We start from the raw sequence: 24113 nt of genomic DNA, 5'->3' as shown, positions 1-24113 counted from the left end.
TAGGGGATCTCCGCGGCTGAGTGCGCGGGTTCCGCTCCCTGGTCTGCGCCGTCTGCCGGTGTCTGCTCCCTGCTCAACCGGCAGGACACTGTGCAACTGTCCTGATTGAAGGGGAAGCTCGACTCCAGAGGGTGCGCGGTGGCCTTGTCCCGGCATGACCTGCTTCGCCTGCTTGGGTCATTACGTTCGGCGGAGGGTCTTGAGCTCGTCCGGGAGGTCGGCGAGCGGCTGCTGCAGGAACTGATCGAGGCCGAGGCCACCACGGAGATCGGAGCCGAGTGGGGCGAACACACTGACACCCGCACCACCTGGCGCAACGGACACCGTGAGAAGACCGTGACCACGCAGGCAGGCGACCTGGAACTCGCGATCCCGAAACTTCGGGCCGGGAACTTCTTCCCCAGCCTGCTGGAACGTCGGCTCCGCATCGACCAGGCCCTCTACGCGGTCATCATGGAGGCCTACGTCCACGGGCTCTCCACCCTTCCCCAAGCTCTCGGCTCCGCTCGAGCAGGGGGAGACCCCAATGGTCGACGACCTCGTCAAAGCCCTCGGCTCCGACGCCGGGGTGTCCAAGAGCGAGGTCTCCCGGATCCGCGCGGACCTGGACGAACGGCTCGACGCCTTGTGGACCCGCCCACTGGACCACATCCGCTTCCCCCCCCACCTCTTCCTCGACACCACCTACGTCAGGGCCCGCGTCGAGCACCGCATCGTCTCCCAGGCGATCGTCATCGCCACCGGCGTCGTCCAGGTCTTCTCGAACCCGTCCGTCGTCCTGCGCCTCGCCATCGCGGCCCTTGCCGAACTCCACGACGAATGGATCGCCTTCCCCCGCCGCTACGTCTCCAACGAGAGCATGGACGCCCTCTACACCGGCAACCCGACCGTCCTGCCCGCTGCATCAGACGACTGGTCGCCTGCACCACGAGAAGGGGCATCACCTTCGTGTTCAAGCCTGCTGAGGGAGCCGGGGACGAGGTTGAGTGGGTTGCTCGCCTGTTCGAGGGACTGGCGCCGGGCAGTGACTTCCGGGCCCCGACTCCTCGCCTTCGCACTGGATGATGTAGGGCACGAGCCCGGGCCCGGTCGCGGCGTCGGCGGGATCTCGCCAGCAGGTTCTGGACTTCCCGGGGCTGCCGCAGCGCCACCCCATCGACGACGCGCTGTCGGCGCTGTACCGGCAGGCGATGTGCGGCAACCACAACGCCGGGGCCGAGAACGCCCCGAAGCCGACGACGCTCGGCCCGTGACCGGAGTGCCGGCGCTCCGGTCGTGCTGCTCGCCCTGTCCGCCGACGTCGGCCCGGCCGGTGATTTCACCGATTCCCCCACCCCGACCGCCCGCTTGACTCGGTGCGAGCCGATCCCGGAACGATCCGCGGGGATCGGAAGCAGGCACGACTCGTGCAACCGACAAGGGTGCGCCGACGCAGTCGACCGGCGTGGCCAGAAGGGATCTCGGACATGTCTCGTATCAGCGGGCGCCTGCGCTTACTCGGCGCCGTGGCCGTCGGCATCACGGCCGTGGGAACCGCGGGCGTTGCGACAACCCCCGCCTCCGCCGCCACGCCGGTCTACAGCGAGGACTTCTCCGACGGGCTCGGCACCTTCACTGCCTCCGGTTCCGTCAGGACCGGAACGTACGGCGCCCGGCTCAGTGGGTCGCTCGCCTCCGCCCCCTCCATGGTGTCCGCACCCATCGATCTGACCGGGTACGGCGACCTGACACTGTCCTACACCCGGGCGGCATCGGGGCTGGACCTCGGTGAGACCTTCACCGTGGCCTACTCGGTCGGCGGAGGCTCGTTCACCACGCTGGAATCGGCGCGCACCGCCACGGGCGCGGTGTCGTTCCCCCTGCCGGACTCCGCCGAAGGCGGTGACCTGCGACTGCGGTTCTCACTGGACGCCAACAGTCTCCTGGAGACGCTGACCGTCGACGACGTGCTGATCGAGGCCGCCGGCGGCGGAGGCCCGACCGACCCGCCGACCGGGTCACTGCCCCCGGTGGACGACGTCACCAAGCCCGGCCCGTACTCGGTGACCGTCGACGACTCCGCAGGCCCCGGCAACGACGGTTGGCTGGTGTACCCGGCCAACGCCGGCCAGAACGGTGTGGACCACCCGGTCTTCGTCTGGGGCCCGGGCGCGGGGTCCGACCCCGCCGACTACGAGGACATGCTGCGACAGTGGGCCTCGCACGGGTTCGTCGTCTACAGCGAGGTCTCGTCCAGCAGCGGCGCCTACATGGTCGACGCCCTCGACTGGCTGGAGAACCAGAACGCCAGTCCGAGCAGCCCGCTGTACGGGGACCTCGACACCTCCGAGGTTGCCTTCGGCGGCCACTCCCGCGGGTCCATCGGCACGTTCGACGTGGCCGACGAACCGCGGCTGGAAACCACCGTCCACGTGGCCGGAGGCTCGTTCGACGGCAACGGCCCCGACAGCCTCCGCAATCCGGCCCTCTACATCGGCGGTGACGAGGACTTCGCCACCGCGAACACGGAACGCGACTACATCAACACCGACGTGCCCGTGTGGTTCAACATCCTCGACGGCACCGACCACATCCTCGCCACCCGCAACGGCCGGCACATCATCACCGCCTGGCTCCGGTGGCACCTGGCCGACGAGGAATTCCGCCGCACACAGGACTTCCTGAGCCCCGACTGCGCCTTCTGCGGCCTCGGCGACGTCCGGTACAAGAACTGGTGACACCACGACAACCGGCCGGCGCCGCCCCGCCGTTCATACCGCGCGGGGCGGCACCGGGGGAGCCCCCGGGCTGCCGGGCCTCCGTCTTCCGCGGTGGCCCTCACTCCCCGAGCGTGGCGACGGCATCCTCGTAACCGCCCGTCGGCGGCGCGGTGTCGGGCCCGTACACGAGGTTCAGCACGCCCGTGGTGAACGTTTCCGACTTCAGCAGCTTCAGCGGGATCGACGGCTCGCCCTCGTCGAACAGACGCATGCCCTCGCGTACGGCGATGGGGTGGACGAGGAGGTGCAGTTCGTCGAGGAGGCCCGCGGCCAGCAACTGCCGGACGACGGAGACCGAGCCGCTCAGCGAGATGTCACCGCCCGGCGCGCTCTTCAGCGCGGCGGCGACCTCGGCGACGTCACCCTGCGCCTGCTCGGAGTTCCGCCATTGCAGGTCGAGCCGCCGGCGTGAGAACACGATCTTCCGCATGTCGCCGAGCTGCTTGGCGAAGCCCGCCTCCTCGCCGCCCGCCGCTTCCCGCTCGGGCCAGGCGCCGGCGAAGCTGTCGTATGTCCTGCGGCCGAAGAGCAGGACCTCTGTGGTGTTCAGGCTCGCGCCGACGGCGGCTCCCATCTCGTCGTTGAAGTACGGGAAATGCCACTGATCGGGCGCCTCGACGACGCCGTCGAGCGAGATGAACAGGCTGGCGGTGATCTTCCGCGGCATGGTGTCCTCCGAATCCGGGTGCATGTACCGGATATGACCGTGCCACCCACCGGAAGTCATCGGTGGGCGGCACGCGGATGGTTCAGACAGTGAGCCGTTTTCAACCTCATGCTGATGCGTGGTGAAGGACGAGGACGGCCTTCACGATGTCGATGATGCGGTTGGTGCTGCAGCGGAGTTTCCGCAGCAGGCGCCGGCCTTTCAAGGTGGCCATGGTCTGCTCGCCGACGCAGCGGCTCTTGGCGTGGATGGTGTTGTGCCGTCGCTTCCACCGCTTGAGCCGACGACCCGGGAACGGGACACGGACGGAGCGGCCGGCGTCCTGGTGCGCCCCGTCCGCCCAGTTTGGGTCCCGCCTCCGTGAGGGCGTCGATGCTCCCGTGGGCGCGGGCCGCGGTCGGGTCGTGTGTGGCGCCGGGCAGCTCGGGTGAGGCCCACAACAGTCGCCCGAACGGGTCCGTGAGGACCTGGACGTCCATCCCGTGCCGCGGGGTGGTACGGGATGTCCGCGGCGATCCGGTCGATCGGCAGCAGAGCGCCGTCCACGGTCACGAAGGCCTTCGTCCGTGCCGTCTTCATCGCCTCGGTCGGGCGCGACGCCGATGCCGAACCCGGCGGCAAGCTGCATGTAGGTGTCGCCGCACCGCAGGTGGGCCAGGGCCGGCAGGGCCTGCCGCCCGGCCGCCGACCGCCGCCACCGAGTGCCGGCCTTCCGTCACCGGACGGCGAGTTGCCCGGTCAGGTACCGCAGGGTGCGGCTGGGCAGAGCATGAACGCCGTCGGCAGCTCGGCGGACAACGCACTCGCCGAGTCCTTCAACGCGACCTGCAAACGAGAGACTCCCCAGGGCCGCCGTGCCCGGGCCGACGAGCGCGAAGCCCGCCTCGACCTGTTTCGCTGGCTGCACAGCTACAACACCCGACGCCACCACTCCAGTCTCGGACAACGCAGTCCCATCGCCTACGAGGCAGCACTCGCAACAACATCAACTGCCCTGGCTCAAGCCCCGTAGCCCGTGTCCAAGATTCCGGGGCAAGGCCCTAGATCATGCTGCCGGAGACTGCTCGAGGTTCGACGAAGCCAACCGGCATCCCGCTCGCACCTTCAGCGTTCCGTGGCCGCATTCTTGGCTTCCTTCCGCTGCGCCTTGCTCTCGGCCTTTTCTGCCTTCTTTGCTTGGCCGGGCGGTCGGTGCGGGGCCTTGGTCGCCGCGCTGCCCCGCGTTGCCGCCACGGGTGTGTCCGTGTCGCTGGGTGTGGCTGCGTCGATGGCGGATTTGTGGTTCGGGTCGGGGGAAGCGGGGCCGACGCTTTGCCCGGGCACGTCGTCGGGGGGTGTGCCGACAGAGGTGCTGTGGTCAGAGGGTGGCGCCGCCGCAGGCGTCGTGGCCGGCTCCTTCTGCCCCGCGTTGTCAGGAGGATCCGACTTCCCAGTGGGGGCACTCGTGGTCCTGGTCGCGCTTCGGTCATCGCCTGGTGGGGCGGAGTCGTCGGTGACGGCGAAGGCGGTTGCCATGACAGCGGCGAGTGCAACGGTCGCGCCGGCCACGAGGGTGCGCCCACGCGCGGGCGTAGTGCGGGGAGCAGCCTGATCCTTGTCGGGCAGCGGGTTCATGTGCGTGTGGTCGGCCGTCTGCGATGGTCCGCGGCTGGAGACGAGGCTTGTGGCGTGCGCCGACGGACCGGCTTCAAGATGTGCTGTCCCGGCCAATGCCGCCAGTGTGCGGGCGCAGTCGTTGGCCGATGGACGGTTCTGCTCGTCCAGGGCTGTCATGGCCCGCAGCAGGACAGCCAGTTGTTCCGGCAGGCAGTGGGGCAGGACGGGTTGGCGGTGCAGTCGTGCGATCGCGGCTTCAAGGGGGCCGCCCTCGTACTCGAGCCTGCCCGTGAGGCATTCGAGGAGCACCAGGCCGAGGGCGTACACGTCGGCGGGCCGGCCGACGGGCTGGCCGAGGACTTGCTCGGGGGAGAGGTAGGCGGCGGTGCCGACGAGCGTGCCGGTGGCGGTGCAGGTGCTGGCGTCCAGCAGTCGGGAGATGCCGAAGTCGGTCAGGTAGGGGCGGTGGGAAGCGTCCAGGAGGATGTTGGACGGTTTGACGTCTCGGTGGACGATTCCTGCTTCGTGTGCGTGAGCCAGCGCGTGGGCCAGGTCGACGCCGAGTGCGGCAGTCGCTTTGGGTGGCAGCGGGCCTTTGGCGATGCGGTTCCTCAGTGTGTTGCCTTCGATCAGTTGCATGACCAGGAAGACGCGTCCATTGTGCTGTCCGGCGTCGTAGGCGGTGACAAGTCCGGGGTGGTGCAGCCGGGCCAGGATCACTGCTTCGCTGTGCAAGTCCTCCTCGACGTCGATGCCGGTATCAGGACGAAAGACCTTGACCGCCACCGGTCGTCTCAATCGCAGATCGAAACCTCGATAGACATTGGCGGCACCGCCCGAACCAAGGAGATCGTCCAGACGGTACCGGCCGCTCAGTACCTCGGCGGAACACCGGGAAGCCATGGCCCGAGCCGACTCACGAAACCTCATTCCCTCTCCCACTGCATTGAGGTGCGAATGCTCCTGGCGAGCCGTGGTCGACGCGCCGCCGGACGCAGGTACCCACGAAGGGCTGGAATACCCCCGGCACAGCAGCGCGACGGCACTTCACGAGGCGAAACGGGCGCTCGCCGGTGCTTGCAGGCTTTCCGAACACGACGATGCCCTCGCTCCCGCGGCGGCCGAGGGGGCATCAGGCGAGGCGGTTCAGGGACGCGCGGTCCCCGTATGGATCTCAGAGGGTGTTTCGTGCGTTCTTTCATCCCGAATTGCCGGGTTACGTATATTTCATGCGCCGCGCCATATCGGGGTGGAATGGAGAGTCGTCCCCTTCGACGCCACCGACCCGCTGCTCGATTTGCCGGCAGGTGCTGCGGTGCAGCGTGTGCTTCCCGGCGACGTAGGGGTGGCGATCGGGCTCGTCGAAGTGGCGCCGCCGCACGGGCGAGGCGGCACGGATGGCGCCGAACCGCTCACGGACCTGGCACACGGGAGCACACACCGAGACCGCGACATCGCTCTCGGCACGGGCCGGCCGCAGGATCCCGGCCGCCGATCGTGCGACTGAGGGCGTGGGCGGGGTGTCCTGGCCCCCGCGGGACGTACGGCTGCGGCAGCCCGCCGGCCCGCCTCCCGCGCAACGCGCTGCCGCGCAGAAATTCCTCCCCGCTTCGCCACGAAAAGCCGTCCTTCCTGTTCGCCGCCGGTCGCGGTCGTAGAAGGTACGGCGTCGTGGAACACATCGGCCGCCAGCTCCTGCGCGCGTGTCGCCCGGCGGACCGTCAGACCTGCCGAAGCATCCGCCCTTCCCGCCGGACGGGACAGGCTCCGAGGACCTGATCCAGCCCCCGGCGAAACGCGCAGACTTGTCACCCGGGCCTGGCAACACGGACGCGCACCTCCGCCCCCACGAGCCACTGCCCCCTGCCTGTGCCCCTGATCAGCCATCGATCGACCCCACCGTGCCGCCGCACGATGAAGCATCAGCAGGTGTCCGACGACGAAAAAGCGGACATGACCAGCACACCGGACTCACCCGAGACGTACTGGATGACCCAGCAGACGCCCGACGAGTGCACCGCCGTGGACTGGACGGAGGCCTTCTCCCGAAAGCAGCAGATCATTCGCGAGTTCAGCGCAGCGGCCCTGCACGACGACGGCGGCCCTGAAACCGACCGCATCACCACGCTCTGGCAGGAAAGACGCCAGAGCGCAGCCGCAGGCCGGCGGGCTCCGGACCGTACGGTTCAGCGACCCGCACACGGCCACGACCAGGGCACAGCCCAGCCGCCTCGCCACCGCCCCGGCCCGTAGCTCACACCCACGCAAGGCGGTGCCCGCCGGGCTGCTCGAGACCGGGAGGCCAATCGCGCCTTTCTGCGGCGACTTCACCCGCAGTCCGGGCGCGCCGAGGACGGGTATGGCACCGTGTCCTCGGGCCTGGTCCGTCACTCCCCCCGTGGTGACGGGTCAGGCCTCCTCAGCAGTTGCACGGCCGGGGCCCACCACAGCTCGGTACTCGGACGCAGCCGTAGGGCCGGGAAAGCGGAACGCACTGCGTTCGGGCTCACCGGGCACACCCGGGCAGTCCTCACTGCGCTACGGATCACGACACCCGTGCAGACCTTCAGGCCGACGCTGATCTTGGGGTCGTCCACGGTGCACGCGGGCAAGGCCCGCGCCGGCACCTCAGGCTCCACCCCGCACAGTTCGGCGAGTCCTCTCTCCCGCCCGGTCTCGTTGAGCAAGCCCCCCACATCGGCCCGTACCCCGCCGCCCTCGTGCAGCCGTCGCCGTCAATGTGTACGCCGTCTGCGCTGTCAGTGCCGCGCCGTAGGCTGCCGGGCAGGACGCGTTCCTGGCGGCGAGGGGGTAAAGGTGCTCAGGCCGGTTGAGGGTGAAGTCCACGTTCACTACGGTCAGATCTACGTCGAGAGCGATCCGGACAGCTTCGGCCCGGGCCTCGCGGAGGCGTTCGCCGGGCAGAACGCCGGGCTGTGCGGGGCAGCGACCCCCGGCGCGCTGTGGCTGTCGACCGGGCTGCACACGGGCAGCGTCGGCTTCGCCGTCGAGGTGCACGACCAGGCTCCGTCACTGGATCCGGCGTGGGAGGACGCCGTGGAGGTGTCCTTCCACCCCGCCTCGGCCGGCAGCGCTCTCGTGCAATGGGCAGGGGAAGCCTCCTGGGAGCTCGACCTGGAGGAGACCGACTACCGGGTGCGCTACTGCGCCAAAGGCATGGACGAGGCACGCCGACAGGACACCCGACTGGACGAGGAGCCTCAGGCGGACTGCTACCTGCTGCAGTTCTGGCCCGCTCCGCCCGCACCGGACCGCGTCCTGAAGCAGACCTCGGCGATCGCCGCGTACTGGCACGACTACGCCCGCCGGCAGCCGCCCCCTCCCACACCGGCCGAACGCGCCGAAGCCGAGCGCCGGGCCCGCCTCGCCCAGGAACGGGCCGAACAAGAACACCGGCTCGTCCACGAACGGCGGCGGTGGGGCGGACGACTGCCGAGCCGGGCCCTGCGCAACGTCGGCGGCAACGTGCGCGGCCTGCTCGCCTTCGACCCAGCCCTCGTTCACGCCATCGACGCCGCCGCCCCCGGGGCGCAGCGTGGCATAGCCCTGCTGGCTGCACGCCGCGCCTGTGAGGTTGCCGGTCTTACCGAACTCGACTGGATCGCCGCAGGAATCTGCGCCCTGGTCGAGGGCCGTCCGCTGCCGCCACCCCTCGACGACCCGGCCCACACGTGGCGGGCCCTGGCATCCGACCCGCGTGTCCCCGACAGAACCGTCGGCCGGGCGGTCCCGCCCAAGCGGCCCCTCTTTCAGCCGTCCGCCCGTGATGATGCGCACGCGCCGATGCCCAAGCCCGCGTCGGTCCCGCGGATCATGGGTCCCGCGGCCGCCATGGTGAAGTCGCCGAGCTCTTCCGCACCGTCGGTGCCGCAGCCGGGGGAAGCGACGTCGTACACGGTGGAGGTCACGTTCGGCGAGCCGGATCCGTCCCTGCGGATGTCCCAGCCCCACATGGCTCTGCCCGCGCTGCTCGCCACCGCCGAAGCCGACCCCCTCCAGGCGGCCCTGGATGCGGTGTACGCGGCCGTGACCGCCTACGGCGAGGACTACCAGGCACTCCTGCAAGAAATCTGGTCCGTATGCCGAGGCCGTGAATAGACGCCGACCCGCCGAGGGGAGTCCTGGCGCCGTACGTGATGACCAGGTGCGGGACCTGGCGGGAAAAAATTCGCTGCCCTGTGCCGCTCCTGGCGCGACCAGCGTCACCTGTAGCACCCTCGGTGCAGAGGGGACGGAGGCACGACGCGCAGTCCGTCGCCGTGCGCGGCGCAAGCCGCCGGTCCGACGGACTTTCGGCCTGCTCGGCTCATGTCCGCCCGCCCCGTGATCACCGGCGGGCAGACGAAGAGTCTCACCGTCCTGGCCATCGCCTACGCCGGCTGACTCTCCTGGCCGGCCACGGCACCCCTTGGCATGTCTCTGCCGAGAACCCGGCGCGTTCGCGACATGGCGAAGCCATCCTGCTGTCCGTTCCGGAAGGGCGAGGGAGGGGCAACAAGCCCGTCCACGCCATGGGGGGCACGGATGCCGGGCTCAGGCGGCGCTCTTCTTGCGGCGACGCCTTGTCGACGCTGCCTTGCAGGACCGACATGAGGTTGACGACGTTGGTGGCCGTGGGTGCCTCCTGTGCCGGCTCGATCTCCTGCCTCTCGGCCTTCCACCTTCACCGCGCAGGCGGGCTCACTCCCGGCGGGAGCCGCGCCGCATCCTTCGCGAAGCGCGCAGAGCCCCGTGCCGCAGAGGTGTCCGTGCTTCAAGACCACGCTGTTCGTCTGCGCCCCCGGCAGGTGTTCCCGCCGGCCGAAGCCGTACATATTCGCCCGCGTGGCCTGAAGCAGACCACTGGGCGGCTGCCCCAGCTGACACACGGGCGACAGATCCTCCCGCCGTCGCACGCTCACCCGGTCGATCTCCATCCGGCTTAACGATCTCCCGGCTGGCCCAGTACTCTCTGTATCCCGGGACGGGTTGGAAGATGGGAAAGGGGACCAGGTGAGAGCGGCGCGGACGTTGGCTACGTTCGACGACGTCGAGCTCGGTGACCACATCTGCTGGCATGCGGACTCGGCCGCCACCTCCCTCGCAGATGTGCTCGCCTACGTGGCTGACGGTGCTCTGTACGGCGACAAGATCGTGGTGGTCGGCTCCACCGGCGCCGCCTCCGGCCTCGCTCGTGATGATGTGCCATCGGCCTCGGTGATTCTTGACTTTCCACGCGTTGCGGACCCCGACTCTGTCCTGGCTGCGGTGCGCCGGGAAGCGCGTACCGCAGCCAGGGAGGGCTACCGGTCGGTGCGCGTACTCACCGAGCGGGTGCCTGCGGCAGTGCCCAGCGGGGCCGAGGAACTGGTGGCCCAGGAGCTGAAGCTCGATGAGTTCGCCTCGGAGAGCAACGCCATCGTGGTGTGCGCTTTCAGGCCGTCGCAGTGGGACGCGCCTGCGCTGGAACATGTGGCATGTGTACACCCGCACGAGATGGGCATACGCGCTGAACGTCCGGCCTTCCGGATGTACAGCACGGGCGCCGACAGCTGGAGCGTTGACGGAGTGATCGACTCAGAGTGTGCGGACGCCTTCAACATCGCGGTACGCGCAGCGATCCGGAGCTCACCCAAAGTGAAGATGCGCTTCGACACCCTGGACATGATCGACGCCGCAGGCATGCACGCACTCGTTGACGCCGCCCGTCACCTGCCGGACCGCCGGATCGTCGTGGAAGGCGCCAACGAGACCGTACGCCTGTGCTGGGAACTCGCCGGCTACGCGACCGCCAGCATGCCGGTGGTGATGGCCGCATGACCGCGATCTCGCCCTCGCATCGGTCCGGCCAGGCCCACTCCTCGTTCCGCCACGAGCTCTACCCCTATCGCGGGGACGCGCAATTCCTGTCCGGAACACTGGGTTACATCCACGAGGCCCTGGAAGGCGGCGAGGCCGTAGTCGTCGCCGTTCCCTCGGACAAGGCGTCACTCCTGCGCGGCGAACTCGCCGACGAGCCCGCCATCACTTTCGTCGACACCACGACGCTCGGACCCAACCCCGGCCGGTTCGTCGGCGCCTGGGGGGACTGGATGAAGGAGCACGGTGAGGGTGACAGGCCGGTACGCGGCATCGGGGAGACGGCCTGGCGCGAGGCCCGCAACGCCGCGCACCTGTCTGAGCTGCGTTATCACGAGTGGCTCTTGAACCGGGCCTTCGCCCGCAGCTCCGCCTGGTCGATGCTGTGCCCCTACGACGACGCCGACGAGGACCGGAGCGCCCTGCAGTCCTTGTCCCGCTGTCACCCGCTGATCCGCCAGGACGGCCATTACGTTCGCAACGAGGGCTACCTCACGGCCGAGGAGTATCCCTTCGAGGCCCTGAACCCCCCGTGCGATCCCTTCCAGGAGCTGAGCTACACACACGGTGACCTGACCGCGATCCGCTCGAAGGTCGCCCAGTGCGCATCGGACGCGGGCGTCCCGGACGATCAGCAGCGCAAGCTGGCCGTCGCCGTCACGGAGATCGCCACGAACAGCATCCGGCACGGCGGGGGCCACGGAACCCTGCGCACCTGGGCCCAGGACGCGACGTTCCTGTGCGAGTTCCGCGACGCCGGCTACATCACCGACGTGATGGCCGGCCGCACCCGCCCCACCACCGAGCAGATCGGTGGCCGCGGCCTCTGGCTTGCCCACCAGCTATGCGACCTGGTCGAAATCCGCTCCACCCGAGACCAGGGCACCACCATCCGCCTCCATATCGACGTTCCGCAACAAATTTGACGGTTGGTCCGCAGTCCCTTCAGACGGCGGTCGGCTTTCCTCGCCGCCTCCCGGATATCGGGGTTGCGGCCGACGCGCTTGTGGTCGTCCAGTTCTCGCAGGACGGCGGGCATCAGGTGGACCATGTACCGCTCAGCACGAGACCCCGAGCATCTGCGGCCCGGGGTCTCTCTGTGCTCTGGGATGTCGTCTTGTCACGACGCACTAACCGTCCCGACCGGCGATGGAACCGGCCGAACCCGGGCCGGGGCCGGCGCGTCACAGTGCCGGCACGTAGCCTCCGTCCGTCCCACGCACACCCCACCGGTACACGGCCAGTCCCCGGGAGACCCATGCGTACGAACATCACCCGCACCGCTCGCCTTCTCGCCGCACTCGCCCTCGGCACCGGTGCAGCCGCGGGCTGCGGCAGTGGAAAGACCGGCAACGGCGGCGCGGAGGTCCGCAGCAGCGAATCGGCGCCGCAGCCGGGGGATCGCGCCCGTCAGGTCGCCGATGCGTGGAACGGCTCCAAGGCCGCCGAGGCGTGGCACGAGGGCTACCACCTCCTGGATGCGGTGGCCCGACTGCCGGAGAACGGTCTCCGCAGCACGGCCGACCGGAGCGCCTACGAAACCGGGAACTTCGACCTGAGAGGAGAGCTCCCCGCCGCCCCGCGCAAGGCCGGGCGGGTGGTGTGGAAGAGCGGGGACTCGATCACCATGCAGCTCATGGGGGCCGAGAAGGCGTACAGGACCCTGGACCGTAACAGCAGCCCCGGACCGCGCCTCACCGTGACCGAGGCGAAGCTGGGGGAAATGACGGTGCTCACCAGCCGCGGTCCGGCGACCGTCCCGGCCTGGCTGTTCACCCTGGACGGCTACGACAGTCCGCTCAAACGAGCTGCGGTCAGCCCGTCCAAGCTCCCCGAGCCACCGATCAAGCCCCTCGGACAAGAGGTGCCCAGCGACGTGCTGGCGCCGCTTGGCGGGTTGACGAACGTGGCGCAGGACAGCCGGTCCGTCACCGTGGTGGCCACCCACGGATCCTGCGACGACGGCCCTGCCGTGGACGCGCTGGAGACGAGCGGCAGCGTGGTGCTGTCCGCATCCGTTGTGGGGTCAACGGACGGCAACTGTCCGGGCAAGATGCTGAGCGAGAAGGTGACGGTGAAGCTGGATCGGCCGGTCGGCAACCGTATTGTCCTGGGCGCGTTCACGGGCCGGCCGGTGCCGTACAGCGAGTGGCCCGAGATTTCAAAAAATTGGAGCTGACCTGCTTCCAATAGCAAAGGCCTGACGTGCTGGTCTGGAGCAATGCTCCGAGTTGAGTGCAGGTTGTGCGGCCGGTGATCGCCACCGGCCTCGTCGCTGGTGCTGCAGGACGGTGCCACGGGTATCGGCCAAGAGGTGGCGTCTGATGCCGCTGACCTTCTTGCCGCCGTCGCAGCCGTGCAGGCCACCGCGCTCCGTGCCCCGGACGCTCCGGCTGTCCACAATGGCCGCACTGGGAGTCGGATCACGGCCGCACTGAGCCCGCTCGCGCTCACGCAAGGCCGCCGGCATCCGCTCCCACACGCCCTCTTTCTGCCACTGTCACCAGTAGTGACAGACCGTCTGCCACGGCGGCAGGTCATGCGGCAGAAGTCTCCAGGCGCAGCCGGCACGCAACCAGTGCGCCAACGCGTTGAGGATCTCCCGCCGAGCGTGCCTCGCCGGTCGCCCACCAGGTTTGACCTGCGGAACCAACGGCCTGATGATCTCCCACTCCGGATCAGGCAGATCCGTCGGACAACGGGTACGCAGCTTGCACACCCCAGCCCCCGAACGTGCGCCACCGCACCGCTACCAGTGGCTTGCCTGCTGACAGGCTTTTCGGACGTCCTCCGACCATGATCTCGTCACGAACTCGTAGCGAGTTTGTCCGGACGGCAACGGACGGCTATGGGCAAGATCCCGCATCCGACACCCGGCGAGCTTTGTCCCGATCAAGGAGAAAGTCGAGAGATCTCTCGCGAAAGGGGTTACACGTCGGAACCATGGCCGCTAACTTCCTTGAATCGAACCGGTCATGCACCTGAGGCCCGGCTCGACGGCGCGACGGCGCGCGCCGGTGCTCCCTCGACAGGACTGATCATGTCCTGTTGCCTACCCCACAGCTCGGGAGACGTCTGTGCGCACAAAACTGCTCAGACCCAGACTCGTCCGCTCGTTAGCACTGGCGGTGGCGTGTGCCACCGGTTGCCTGATACCGGGAACAGCGGCTGCCGCACCGCCGGACCCGGCCGACGGCCCCAGGGCAGCGGCCGCGGAGTTCCAGCAGGTCACGCTTGCCAAGGGGGTGGCCGAAACGGGCGAGCCCATGACCCTGACCGTGCTGCCGGACCGTTCGGTACTGCACACCTCGCGCGACGGCACCGTCCGGCTCACGGACGGAGCCGGAAACACGAAGGTGGCGGGCAAACTCGACGTCTACAGCCATGACGAGGAAGGCCTGCAAGGCGTCGCGGCGGATCCGGCCTTCGCCTCCAACCGCTTCGTCTACCTGTACTACGCCCCCAAGCTGAGCACTCCGAACGGTGACGCACCCTCCGACGGACCGGCCTCCGGCTTCACGCCGTTCGACGGTGTCAACCGGCTCTCCCGGTTCGTCCTGAAGACCGACGGCATCCTGGATCTGACCAGCGAGAAAAAGATCCTCGACGTCCCGGCGTCCCGCGGCATCTGCTGTCACGTCGGCGGCGACATCGACTTCGACTCGGCGGGCAACCTCTACCTGTCGACAGGCGACGACACCAACCCGTTCGCCTCCGAGGGCTACACCCCGATCGACGAGCGTGCGACCCGCAACCCCGCCTACGACGCCCAGCGTTCCTCCGGCAACACCAATGACCTGCGTGGAAAGGTCCTGCGCATCAAGGTCAACGCCGACGGAACGTACTCGATCCCCAGTGGCAACCTCTTCCCGCCCGATACCGCCAAGACCCGGCCCGAGATCTACGCGATGGGCTTTCGCAATCCGTTCCGGATGAGCGTCGACAAAGCCACAGGCACCGTCTACCTCGGTGACTACGGTCCCGACTCAGGAACCGCGAAGCCCGATCGAGGGCCCGAGGGGCAGGTCGAGTTCAACCGCATCACCAAGGCGGGCAATTACGGCTGGCCATACTGCACCGGCAAGAACGACGCCTACACCGATTACAACTTCGCCACCGGAACTCCGGGCACCACCTTCGACTGCTCGGCACCCAAGAACACCTCGCCGCGCAACAGCGGCCTGACCGACCTGCCGCCTGCCCAACCCTCCTGGATCCCCTACAACGGCACCTCCGTACCGGAGTTCGGCGGCGGTTCCGAGTCCCCCATGGGCGGCCCCGTCTACCGCTACGACGCCAGCTCCACCTCCGCGGTCAAGTTCCCGCAGGAGTTCGACGGCGACTTCTTCGCCGGCGAGTTCGGCCGCCGCTGGATCAAGCGCATCGAAGCGGCCGGCGACGGCACCGTCCAGTCCATCAACCCCTTTCCCTGGAGCGGCACCCAGGTGATGGACATGGCTTTCGGCCCGGACGGCGCCCTCTACGTCCTCGACTACGGCACCGGCTACTTCAACGGCGACGAAAACTCCGGCTTGTACCGCATCGAACACGTCACCGGCGGCCGCGCCCCGATCGCGCAGGCCAAGGCGAACGTCACCTCCGGCAAGGCACCTCTGACCGTCTCCTTCTCCTCGGCCGGCAGCTCGGACCCGGACGGAGACGACTTCGGCCACTCCTGGGCCTTCGGCGACGGCGCGACCTCCACCGCCGCCAACCCCTCCCACACCTACTCGGCCGACGGTCAGTACACGGCCACACTGAAGGTCACGGACACCACCGGCGAGTCCGCTACGGCATCCGTGCAGATCACCGTCGGGAACACCGCCCCCACAGTGAGGATCGACCTACCTGCGGACGGACGCATCTACGACTTCGGCGCCGCGATCCCGTTCGCAGTAACGGTGACCGATCCTGAGGACGGCACCGTCGACTGCTCCAAGGTGAAGGTCTCGTTCATCGTCGGGCACGACAGCCACGGCCACCCGCAGACTTCGGCCACCGGCTGCACCGGCACGCTGCAGACCCTGGCCGACGGCGAACACGACCCCAACGCCAACATCTTCGGCGTCATCGACGCCGAGTACACCGACAAGGGCGCGAACGGCCAGCCCGAGCTGACCACACACGACCAGCACATCACCCAGCCCACCCACCGGCAGGCCGAGCACTACGGCGACTCCGCCGGTGTCCAGGTCGTCAACCACAGCCTTGCCCATGGGGGCAGGACCATCGGCCACATCGACAACGGCGACTGGATCTCCTTCACCCCGTACGCCCTCGACAACGCCACCAAGTTCACCGCCCGGGTCTCCTCCGCAGGCGCGGGCGGCACCATCGAGGTACGTGCCGGGTCCCCGGCCGGCACCGTGCTCGGCACGGCGATCGTGCCGGTGACCGGCGGCTGGGAGGTCTTCCAGGACGTGACCACTGACCTGTCCGATCAGCCCACCGGTTCCACGACACTGTTCCTGGTCTTCAAGGGCGGCACCGGCTCGCTGTTCGATGTCGACGAGTACTCCTTCACCACCTCCGGCAGCGGAACTTGGTCGGGCTCGGTCAAGGGAGTCAACGGCAAGTGCCTGGACGTGGACGGTGGCGGCAGCGCGGACGGTACCAAGGTCCAGCTGTGGACCTGTAACGGAACCGCCGCCCAGACGTGGACCCTGGCCGGCGACGGTACGTTCCGGGCCCTGGGTAAGTGCCTCGACGTCTCCGGTGGCGCGAGCGCCGATGGCACCAAGGTCCAGCTGTGGACCTGCAACGGAACCGGCGCGCAGAGATGGGCGCCCCAGCCCGACGGCACTGTCCGCAACCTCCAGTCCGCCAGATGCCTCGACGCATCCGGCGGCACCTGGAACGACGGAACCCCCGTACACCTGTGGACCTGCCACACCGGACCCAACCAGAAATGGACTCTTCCGTAGGGAAGGAGGCGACCGTACATGCACACTCGACTCAAGGCGGCTCTCGGCCTGTTCGCAGGCATCGCGCTCTGTATGACACCACAGGCCATGGCCGTGCCTGGTGCCGGTGACCAGCCGGCCAGCGTGTCCCCACGGGCTGAGGCGATCCCGCGCCCCGCGCCCGCTCTGGCTGCCGATCCCGCCTACGAGATCCTGGTCTTCTCCAGGACCGCCGGCTTCCGGCACTCCTCCATCGACGACGGCATCGCGGCACTGCGGGCCCTTGGTACGACCAACAACTTCACCGTGGACGCGTCCGAAGACCCCCAGGTCTTCACCACCGGAAATCTCGCCCAGTACGAGGCGGTCGTCTTCCTCTCCACGACCGGTGACGTGCTCGGCGACGCACAGCAGACCGCCTTCGAGCAGTACATCCAGGAGGGCGGCGGGTACGTCGGCATCCACGCGGCAGCCGACACCGAGTACGACTGGCCCTTCTACGAGGGACTGGCCGGCGCCCTCTTCCACTCCCACCCGGCCATCCAGTCCGCCACCGTCGAGGTCGAGGACCGCGCCCACGACGCCACCGCCCATCTCGGCACAACCTGGCAGCGCACCGACGAGTGGTACAACTACCGCACCAACCCCCGCACCACCGCCCATGTGCTGGCCTCCCTCGACGAGTCCAGTTACTCGGGCGGGAACATGTCCGGCGACCACCCGATCGCCTGGTGCAAGGACTACCAGGGCGGCCGGGCCTTCTACACCGGCGGCGGCCACACCGACGAGTCCTACGCCGACCCCGCGTTCCGCCGGCATCTCCTCGGCGGCATCCGCTGGGCGGCCGGCATGACCGAGGCGGACTGCCGCCCCGAGACCGGCTACACGCCCCTGTTCGACGGCTCCGCCACGACCGGCTGGAAACAGGCCGGTCCCGGCGGGTTCACCCTCGCCGACAGCACCCTCACCTCGCACGGCGGGCTCGGAATGCTCTGGTACTCCGCCAAGGAGTTCACCGGCGACTACTCCCTCAAGCTCGACTGGAAAGCCGCCGGCGATGACAACTCGGGCGTCTTCATCGGCTTTCCCGCCTCCGACGATCCCTGGTCTGCGGTGGACAACGGCTACGAGATTCAGATCGACGCGACCGATGCGGCCGACCGCACCACGGGTGCCGTGTACGGGTTCAAGTCCGCCGACATCACCGCACGTGACGCCGCACTGAACCCGCCCGGCGAGTGGAACACCTACGAGCTCCGCGTCACCGGTGAGCGACTGGAGATCTTCCTCAACGGACGCAAGATCAACGATTTCACCAGTACCGAGCCCGCGCGCAGCCTCCAGCAGGGCCACATCGGTATCCAGAACCACGGCGACGGAGACGACGTCGCGTTCCGCAACATCCGGATCAGGGCGTCGGGCGACACGCAGCCGGGCCCCCGGTCGGGCTCGGTCAAGGGAGTCAACGGCAAGTGCCTGGACGTGGACGGTGGCGGCAGCGCGGACGGTACCAAGGTCCAGCTGTGGACCTGTAACGGAACCGCCGCCCAGACGTGGACCCTGGCCGGCGACGGTACGTTCCGGGCCCTGGGTAAGTGCCTCGACGTCTCCGGTGGCGCGAGCGCCGATGGCACCAAGGTCCAGCTGTGGACCTGCAACGGAACCGGCGCGCAGAGATGGGCGCCCCAGCCCGACGGCACTGTCCGCAACCTCCAGTCCGCCAGATGCCTCGACGCATCCGGCGGCACCTGGAACGACGGAACCCCCGTACACCTGTGGACCTGCCACACCGGACCCAACCAGAGATGGACCCTGCCGTGACGGTCTGAGCGACCCATAGACCGTTGTGGCACGCACATGCTGGTGAGGGTCGGCGTGCATGCCGACCCTCACCCATAGTCACCGACACGGGCGCTGTCACGTTTGTTGACCGGGTGGGATGATCTTCTGGTTGATCGTGCTGGAGGGCTCCTCTATGCCCTTCGTCAAGTCCGGGCTGGTCATGCGGCGGCTGCTTCGGGAGCGCGTGATTCGTGGAAGGTGCCGTCGCGGAGCATGGCGAACGGGACGCTGATGCGGTGGCGGGCGAGGCGGAGGAGCGCCCGGGTGTGGGTCTTGCCGCGGTCCCGGCACCGGTCGTAGTAGCTGCGGGAGGCGGGGTCGTGGAGGGCTGCGAACGCGGAGAGGAACATCGCGCGTTCGAGCTGTCGGTTCCCGCTCCTGGAGCGCGAACGAGCGATGAAAGGCTTCCCGCTCCGTGGGCGGAGCACAACGGTTTCTGTCCGCGTTCAGCGGCGTCTCGCCCCACTTCCGCCCCAGCTGCCATCTGACCCCCTCGTCCGGCTGTCGAGCCGGGAGGACCGTCCGCTTCGCGACCTCGGGGCCGTCCCCGCGCCCCGCGTTGATCTGCGCGCGCAGCGAGATCTCGTCGTAGACGCGGACCTCCTTCACGATGCGGCCCTCCTGGATCAGGAACTGCGAGACGCCGAGCACCGTGACCGGCCGCCCGGTGAGAGGGCCGAAGGCCGGGATGCCGCGGTAGGTGCCGTGCATGGTCCACAGGACGGCCACGCGCAGGCCCGCGTACCGCGGGGAGTGGTTCGCCTGGATGTCGCGGACGGCGAACCGCGCGTCGGGGAAGGGCCCGACCATGGTGAGGAGGTCACTCTGATAGCGCTCGGGGCGGATGACGGTGTGGTCGCCGATCGTGTGCAGGAACAGGTCGCGATCCATGAAGTCCTTGACCTTGTTCAGTTGGCGCTGTGTCCACACCTCCTCGATGAACTCGAGCACCATCTCGCACCCGGGGCGGAACTGGTCCGGACGTGTACCGCTGACCCCGGCCTGCAGCACGTCGTTCGGCGGCTCCTCGAGCATGGAGCCGCTGTACCCCTGGAAGGTCAACTCGCGGGCCGCCTCGGCCGGGTCCAGGCCGCTTTGCAGGCAGCCGGCCAGATCATCGCGCACCACCCACTCCTCGACCATCCGGCCGCGTCGGTACAGACAGTTGGCCACGGTGCGCTTGCGGATGCGGACGAGGCGACCGTCCACGAGGTGCTCGTCGGCGGAGAAGACCAGGTGGGAGCTGAGGAAGGCGTCATCGCCGCGCTCCTCCCACACCACGTCCTCGGCCTGGCCGATGTCGCCCAGCGGGCCGGAGTGTCTCCCTCGACCGTCTCGCGCACCCTGCGCGGTCTGTCAACGGTGTCCCCCGCGACCCGGGCGCGCGTGGAAGAGGCGGCGCACGAGTTGTCGTTCGCGATCTCGCGCAGCGCGTCCAGCCTGGTCACGGGGCGCACGGGCCGGGTCGCCGTGCTCGTACCCAACCTCGACTCCTGGTTCCTGGGCGCGGCGCTCGCCGGTATGGCTCCCGCGCTCAACGCGGTCGGCCTGGACATGCTGGTCTACAGCGTCACCACCGCCGAGCAACGCGCCCAGTTCTTCGACCGTCTGCCGGCCCGCCGCAACGCCGACGCCCTGCTCGTCGTCAGCTTCGCGCTCTCTCCCGAGGAACGAGCGCGCCTGGACGACCTGGGCATGCCCCTGATCTTCGTCAGCCAGCACGAACAGGGCAGGGCCGGCGTCTACGTGGACGACGTGGAGGCCGCTCAGCGCGGCACCCGTTACCTGCTCAACCTCGGTCACCGGCGCATCGCCTACCTGGAGCCCGCGGACGCCTCGGGTTTCCGCTGGAGCAGCAGAGCCCGCCTCGACGGGTACCGCACGGCCCTGGCCGAGGCGGGCATCGACCGGGACGACGACCTCGTCTGCCAGGTCGCCCACTGGCAGGGGCCGAGCCTGGAAGTGGCGATGGGGCGGCTGCTCAGTCTCGCGGAGCCCCCCACGGCGATCTTCGCCGAGACGGACGACATCGCCTTCGGGCTTCTCACGATGCTGCGCGGCGTCAACGTCCCGGTCCCGCACCGGATGTCGATCCTCGGCTTCGACGGCCACGCGATGGCTGAGCCGTGGGACCTGTCCACGATGGCCCAGCCGGCCCGCCGACTGGGCGAGGCGGCAGCGGAGCTGGCCCACCGCGTGATCCAGGACCCCGAGGCGCACCGGGAGCGACACGTGGTCCTGCCGGTGGAACTCGTCCCGCGGGGCAGCACGGGCCCGGCGCCAGCCCCGCGCCCGCGCCCGCGACCCGGGGACGGGGCTGAGAGCATCTGGCCGTGAAGCGGCGCTCGGCGCGGTGGGACGGCATTCGTCACTGGTCGCGTCGAGGCCGCATCGTCGTTCCCGAGGTCACGGACAATCACCTGAGGTCGCCCAGCCCGTGTGCGCCGGGTACCGCGCCACCGACGCCGTGCTCGCTCCCGATCGCCGAGACTTCCGCGCCGTGCGGCCGCCGGGGCGTTCCGGGTGCTGCACCGGACGCAGAACCTAACGAAGCACTACCAGCGGCAGTCCGGGGCCCCCGGCGGGCCGTGCTGTGCCGGGTGTGTCACGTCCGCGGGCACGTACAGTCCCGGGCATCGAGGGCCGCCTCGGGGGGCTCCGGTGTTCTTCGTGGCGCGGTCCGGGCGTCGGCTGGCCGAAGCCCTTCGAACGCGAGTAGACCGACGTTCGAGAGCACTCGGGTCACATCGGTGAGCCGCCGCCGTTCGGCCGAGCACTCCGCGCAGCGGCCGAGGTGCGCGGAGTGCTCGGCGTCCAGCCCGCCGTGCCGGTCCCCGGTCAGGGCCTGGACAGCCAGCTCTTCCCTGGTCTGCTCGCAATTCACGATGTCTCCTTCGATCTCGGCTCCGGCTGTCATGACTGGAACGCCCCCATTTCCGAAGCGGTTCACCCCATCACGCCCCGGAGAGGAACACCACCCCCGGGCCGGGGAAGGACAACCCGGTGGGGAGCCCCAGGCGCGCGAAACGCGGCAGGCGGGCGGGATGAGCCTGCGAGCCGACGGGCGGCGGGCGCCGGAAGGCAGGGACCGTCGGCGAAACCCGGCCCGGACCCGGGTGGGCACCGGGCGACGACACGGCCCGCCCGGTGAGGGCTGCGGAGCTGCCCCACACGACCCGGCGAACGTCACGAGCCGGCTGGTGACGTGGCGTGGGTGGAGGGGGTTCGGGCCGGCCCCCACCGTCTGTGTTCTGGTCGTGTTGTGGCTATTCGCCGAGTACGCCTCGTGCTTCCAGTGCTTTGCGCAGGGCCCGCATGGCGTAGAAGGCGCGGCTTTTGACGGTGCCGGGTGGGATGCCGAGGTGTTCGGCGGCCTGGGCCACGCTGCATTCCAGGTAGTACATGAGCTGGATGACGGTCCGTTGCTGCTCGTTCAGTTCCCGTAGCGCTTCGAGCACTATGTGGGAGGTGAGGGTGGAGTCCGTGCTGTCCCAGGCGGCGTCCGGTTCCTCGACCGGCATCAGCTCCAGGGGCCGGATCTGGCGGGCCCGGTGGTGGTCGATGACCAGGTTCCTGACCACGGTGAACAGCCATGGCCGGATGTGTTCGCCGCGGGTGCCCAGGAACCGGGCGTGTTTCCAGGCGCGGGCCACTGTCTCCTGGAGGATGTCCTCCGCCCTGTGCCAGTCGCCGTCCAGCAGCCGTGCGGCGTACCGGACGAGCAAGGGCCCGTACTGCTCGTAGATGTCTTTGATGAAGGCGTCGCAGTCGGCGTTTGACGCGACGAGCCGGGCATGCACCCGGGTTGGAGCGGAGGTGGCGATCCTCGCGTCCAAGGTCCCGTTCATAGGTGGCGCTCGATCCTGTTCAAGTGTTCTGTGGCGTGTCTCCCATACGGGCGGGAGAGTTGGGCCAACACTCTTCGGATTACCTTGGCCAAACCTTGTCGTCTTCTTGTCGCGCGGGGACGGTGCCTCTTGTCGCCGTCCTTGCCGCATCGTCGTGGTGCTCGTGGTGTCGTCGCGTCCGGTGTTTCGAGCCGTGTCCGGGGCGGATCCGGAAGGGACCGGCCGGTCGTGGGCGGTAACGCGTCGGAGGTGTGAACGGTTCACCGCGGATCCACTCCGGAGAACTTCCGTGAGCTGTGAACCGGTCGCAGCCCGGCGCCGTTCTTGGCAGTGAGTGCTCCGCTTCGTACACGGGGCGCCTCGTCGCGGTCGGCCCGAAACCCCCTGACGGCCGGGCGCATAACCCGTGCTGCCGCCCACTCGGCGGCGGCACGGGCTTTCCGTATGTCCGAAAAGCCGGTGGGGCGCGCCTTGGGAATGGTTATGCGCCGACTGTACGGAAAAAATTCGTTCCTGACAGTGGGCATTCGGTTTATGACTGGCCGTCACGTCGGGGGGAGGGCTCTTTGTCGGGGGAAATGCGTCGGCACGTTCGGCGGGTGCTCGGATGAGCAATGAAAAGGCATTTGCGGCGCGCGCCTTCCCCTGGCATCCCGCTCGGCGGTGTCACCGACGCCGCTGACCGGAGCGGTGAGGACACCGTCGTCCACCTCCCGCGTACCAAGTGTCCCCGGGGGGAGGCGGACGGCGCCCGCGGTGGGGGAGAAAGGCGATCGCACGGTGAACCGGAGACCGTTGCGCCACGTTGAACCGACCGGATGCACATGCGTCCGGTCGACGGGCGAGAGGGCAACTCTTCGTCCCGCCGCCTCCGTGCCTCGGCGCGCGACGGTCGGCCATGGACCGGGTCGCCCATCCGTTCACCTCATGCATCATCCGGCTGTCCTCCGTGCGAAGAGCGAGGGGGATGTCGGTCGTCAACCGTGCTGCTCCGCAGTACCGCACCACCACGGAAGGAAAGTTCCACCAATGAAGCGTTCCATCTCGCGTATCGCGCTCGTCGTGGCGGCGGGAGCCATGACGGCTCTTGTGCCCGCCTTTCCGGCTGCCGCGATCAATCAGACCGGCTGCGGCGATCGGACGGACTTCGTCAAGGTCTGGTACAACGGCGGCCAGACCGCGTGCTTCGCCAACGCGGGTGTCATGGCCCCCCAGCTTCCCAACGTCTCGAGGATCACCTCCGGCAACAACAACGTCGAGGTGATGCTGGGCGACAAGGTGAAGACCATGTCCAAGTGGTCGAGCATCGTGGATGTCGAAGGGCTCAACGCGACGCTGTACATCCTGCAGATCCGCTGACCCGTCGAGTCCGGAACGACGTCGTGCGCCGGGGCCACCGAGCCCCGGTGCACGGGCGGCTCCCCGCTCCCGCCCGCGGCACCTGCGCCGCGGGCGGGAGCGGGTGACGCCGTCATCCGCGCGCTCAGCGGCAGCCCGCCCTGCGAAGTCACGGTTCATCGACCGTGACTTCATTCGGCACCCGGGGACAGGAGGCCCCGGCACGCCGAACACGGGTCCGGGATGAAACGAGACGGCCAACCCCCTCTGCCCGAAAGCCCGTCGGCAGTCCGCCGCACGA

The 24113-nt window shown here is 68.9% G+C and carries 14 protein-coding genes and 6 pseudogenes; 13 read left to right on the top strand and 7 right to left on the bottom strand.

What is annotated here, in order from left to right:
- Positions 1 to 138 precede the first annotated feature (138 nt).
- Positions 139 to 754 (top strand): annotated as a pseudogene (locus ACWZEH_RS00365) (transposase); the annotation flags it as partial.
- Positions 755 to 1466: 712 nt separating this feature from the next.
- A complete protein-coding gene (locus ACWZEH_RS00360; RefSeq protein WP_456194946.1) occupies positions 1467 to 2717 on the top strand; it encodes a poly(ethylene terephthalate) hydrolase family protein in 1251 nt (416 codons plus the stop codon).
- 100 nt (positions 2718 to 2817) lie between these two features.
- On the opposite strand, the gene ACWZEH_RS00355 is transcribed toward ACWZEH_RS00360, so the two are convergent.
- Positions 2818 to 3426 carry a dihydrofolate reductase family protein gene (locus ACWZEH_RS00355; protein WP_456194945.1) on the bottom strand — a complete coding sequence of 203 codons (609 nt, stop codon included), beginning with the start codon at positions 3424 to 3426 and terminating at the stop codon, positions 2818 to 2820.
- A gap of 106 nt (positions 3427 to 3532) precedes the next feature.
- Positions 3533 to 4177, bottom strand: a pseudogene (locus ACWZEH_RS00350) (transposase family protein).
- A 12-nt stretch (positions 4178 to 4189) separates the two neighbouring features.
- Between ACWZEH_RS00350 and ACWZEH_RS00345 the strand changes: the two are divergent.
- A pseudogene (locus tag ACWZEH_RS00345) lies at positions 4190 to 4438 on the top strand (integrase core domain-containing protein); the annotation flags it as partial.
- A 92-nt stretch (positions 4439 to 4530) separates the two neighbouring features.
- On the opposite strand, the gene ACWZEH_RS00340 reads toward ACWZEH_RS00345, so the two are convergent.
- Positions 4531 to 5925 carry a serine/threonine-protein kinase gene (locus ACWZEH_RS00340; protein WP_456194944.1) on the bottom strand — a complete coding sequence of 465 codons (1395 nt, stop codon included), beginning with the start codon at positions 5923 to 5925 and terminating at the stop codon, positions 4531 to 4533.
- A 1050-nt stretch (positions 5926 to 6975) separates the two neighbouring features.
- Here ACWZEH_RS00340 and ACWZEH_RS00335 point away from each other — a divergent pair.
- From ACWZEH_RS00335 to ACWZEH_RS00315, 5 genes are all read left to right on the top strand, one after another.
- Positions 6976 to 7275 carry a hypothetical protein gene (locus tag ACWZEH_RS00335; protein WP_456194943.1) on the top strand — a complete coding sequence of 100 codons (300 nt, stop codon included), beginning with the start codon at positions 6976 to 6978 and terminating at the stop codon, positions 7273 to 7275.
- 564 nt (positions 7276 to 7839) lie between these two features.
- Positions 7840 to 9141, top strand: coding sequence for a hypothetical protein (locus ACWZEH_RS00330; RefSeq protein ID WP_456194942.1), 1302 nt, complete (start codon positions 7840 to 7842; stop codon positions 9139 to 9141).
- Positions 9142 to 10053: 912 nt separating this feature from the next.
- Positions 10054 to 10842, top strand: coding sequence for an MEDS domain-containing protein (locus ACWZEH_RS00325; RefSeq protein ID WP_456194941.1), 789 nt, complete (start codon positions 10054 to 10056; stop codon positions 10840 to 10842).
- Positions 10839 to 11807 carry an anti-sigma factor RsbA family regulatory protein gene (locus tag ACWZEH_RS00320; RefSeq protein ID WP_456194940.1) on the top strand — a complete coding sequence of 323 codons (969 nt, stop codon included), beginning with the start codon at positions 10839 to 10841 and terminating at the stop codon, positions 11805 to 11807. Before ACWZEH_RS00325 ends, ACWZEH_RS00320 begins: the two co-directional genes overlap by 4 nt.
- 332 nt (positions 11808 to 12139) lie before the next feature.
- Positions 12140 to 13060, top strand: coding sequence for a hypothetical protein (locus ACWZEH_RS00315; RefSeq protein WP_456194939.1), 921 nt, complete (start codon positions 12140 to 12142; stop codon positions 13058 to 13060).
- Between the two features lie 321 nt (positions 13061 to 13381).
- Here the strand turns inward: ACWZEH_RS00315 and ACWZEH_RS00310 are convergent, their stop codons facing one another.
- Positions 13382 to 13600 (bottom strand): transposase, encoded by a 219-nt coding sequence (locus tag ACWZEH_RS00310; protein WP_456194938.1) that lies wholly within the window; start codon positions 13598 to 13600, stop codon positions 13382 to 13384.
- Between the two features lie 358 nt (positions 13601 to 13958).
- On the opposite strand from ACWZEH_RS00310, the gene ACWZEH_RS00305 reads away from it, so the two are divergent.
- Positions 13959 to 16805 carry a PQQ-dependent sugar dehydrogenase gene (locus ACWZEH_RS00305; RefSeq protein ID WP_456194937.1) on the top strand — a complete coding sequence of 949 codons (2847 nt, stop codon included), beginning with the start codon at positions 13959 to 13961 and terminating at the stop codon, positions 16803 to 16805.
- 18 nt (positions 16806 to 16823) lie between these two features.
- On the top strand, positions 16824 to 18605 hold the full coding sequence (locus ACWZEH_RS00300) for a ThuA domain-containing protein (protein WP_456194936.1): 1782 nt from the start codon (positions 16824 to 16826) through the stop codon (positions 18603 to 18605).
- 179 nt (positions 18606 to 18784) lie between these two features.
- On the opposite strand, the pseudogene ACWZEH_RS00295 reads toward ACWZEH_RS00300, so the two are convergent.
- A pseudogene (locus ACWZEH_RS00295) lies at positions 18785 to 19006 on the bottom strand (IS110 family transposase); the annotation flags it as partial.
- On the opposite strand from ACWZEH_RS00295, the pseudogene ACWZEH_RS00290 reads away from it, so the two are divergent.
- Positions 18999 to 19218, top strand: a pseudogene (locus ACWZEH_RS00290) (hypothetical protein); the annotation flags it as partial. The pseudogenes ACWZEH_RS00295 and ACWZEH_RS00290 overlap by 8 nt on opposite strands.
- Here ACWZEH_RS00290 and ACWZEH_RS00285 read toward each other — a convergent pair.
- Positions 19200 to 19580 (bottom strand): annotated as a pseudogene (locus tag ACWZEH_RS00285) (ester cyclase); the annotation flags it as partial. The pseudogenes ACWZEH_RS00290 and ACWZEH_RS00285 overlap by 19 nt on opposite strands.
- Positions 19581 to 19862: 282 nt before the next feature.
- Here ACWZEH_RS00285 and ACWZEH_RS00280 point away from each other — a divergent pair.
- Positions 19863 to 20963 carry a LacI family DNA-binding transcriptional regulator gene (locus ACWZEH_RS00280; RefSeq protein WP_456194935.1) on the top strand — a complete coding sequence of 367 codons (1101 nt, stop codon included), beginning with the start codon at positions 19863 to 19865 and terminating at the stop codon, positions 20961 to 20963.
- A gap of 929 nt (positions 20964 to 21892) precedes the next feature.
- Here the strand turns inward: ACWZEH_RS00280 and ACWZEH_RS00275 are convergent.
- Entirely contained in the window at positions 21893 to 22474 is a 582-nt protein-coding gene (locus tag ACWZEH_RS00275) for a sigma-70 family RNA polymerase sigma factor (RefSeq protein ID WP_456194934.1), read from the bottom strand.
- A gap of 1029 nt (positions 22475 to 23503) precedes the next feature.
- Between ACWZEH_RS00275 and ACWZEH_RS00270 the strand changes: the two genes are divergently transcribed.
- Positions 23504 to 23833, top strand: coding sequence for a beta/gamma crystallin domain-containing protein (locus ACWZEH_RS00270; protein WP_266075960.1), 330 nt, complete (start codon positions 23504 to 23506; stop codon positions 23831 to 23833).
- The last annotated feature ends 280 nt before the right edge of the window (positions 23834 to 24113 follow it).

This window comes from Streptomyces yamdrokensis, assembly GCF_053890455.1.
This window is presented reverse-complemented; position numbering and strand designations above follow the sequence as displayed.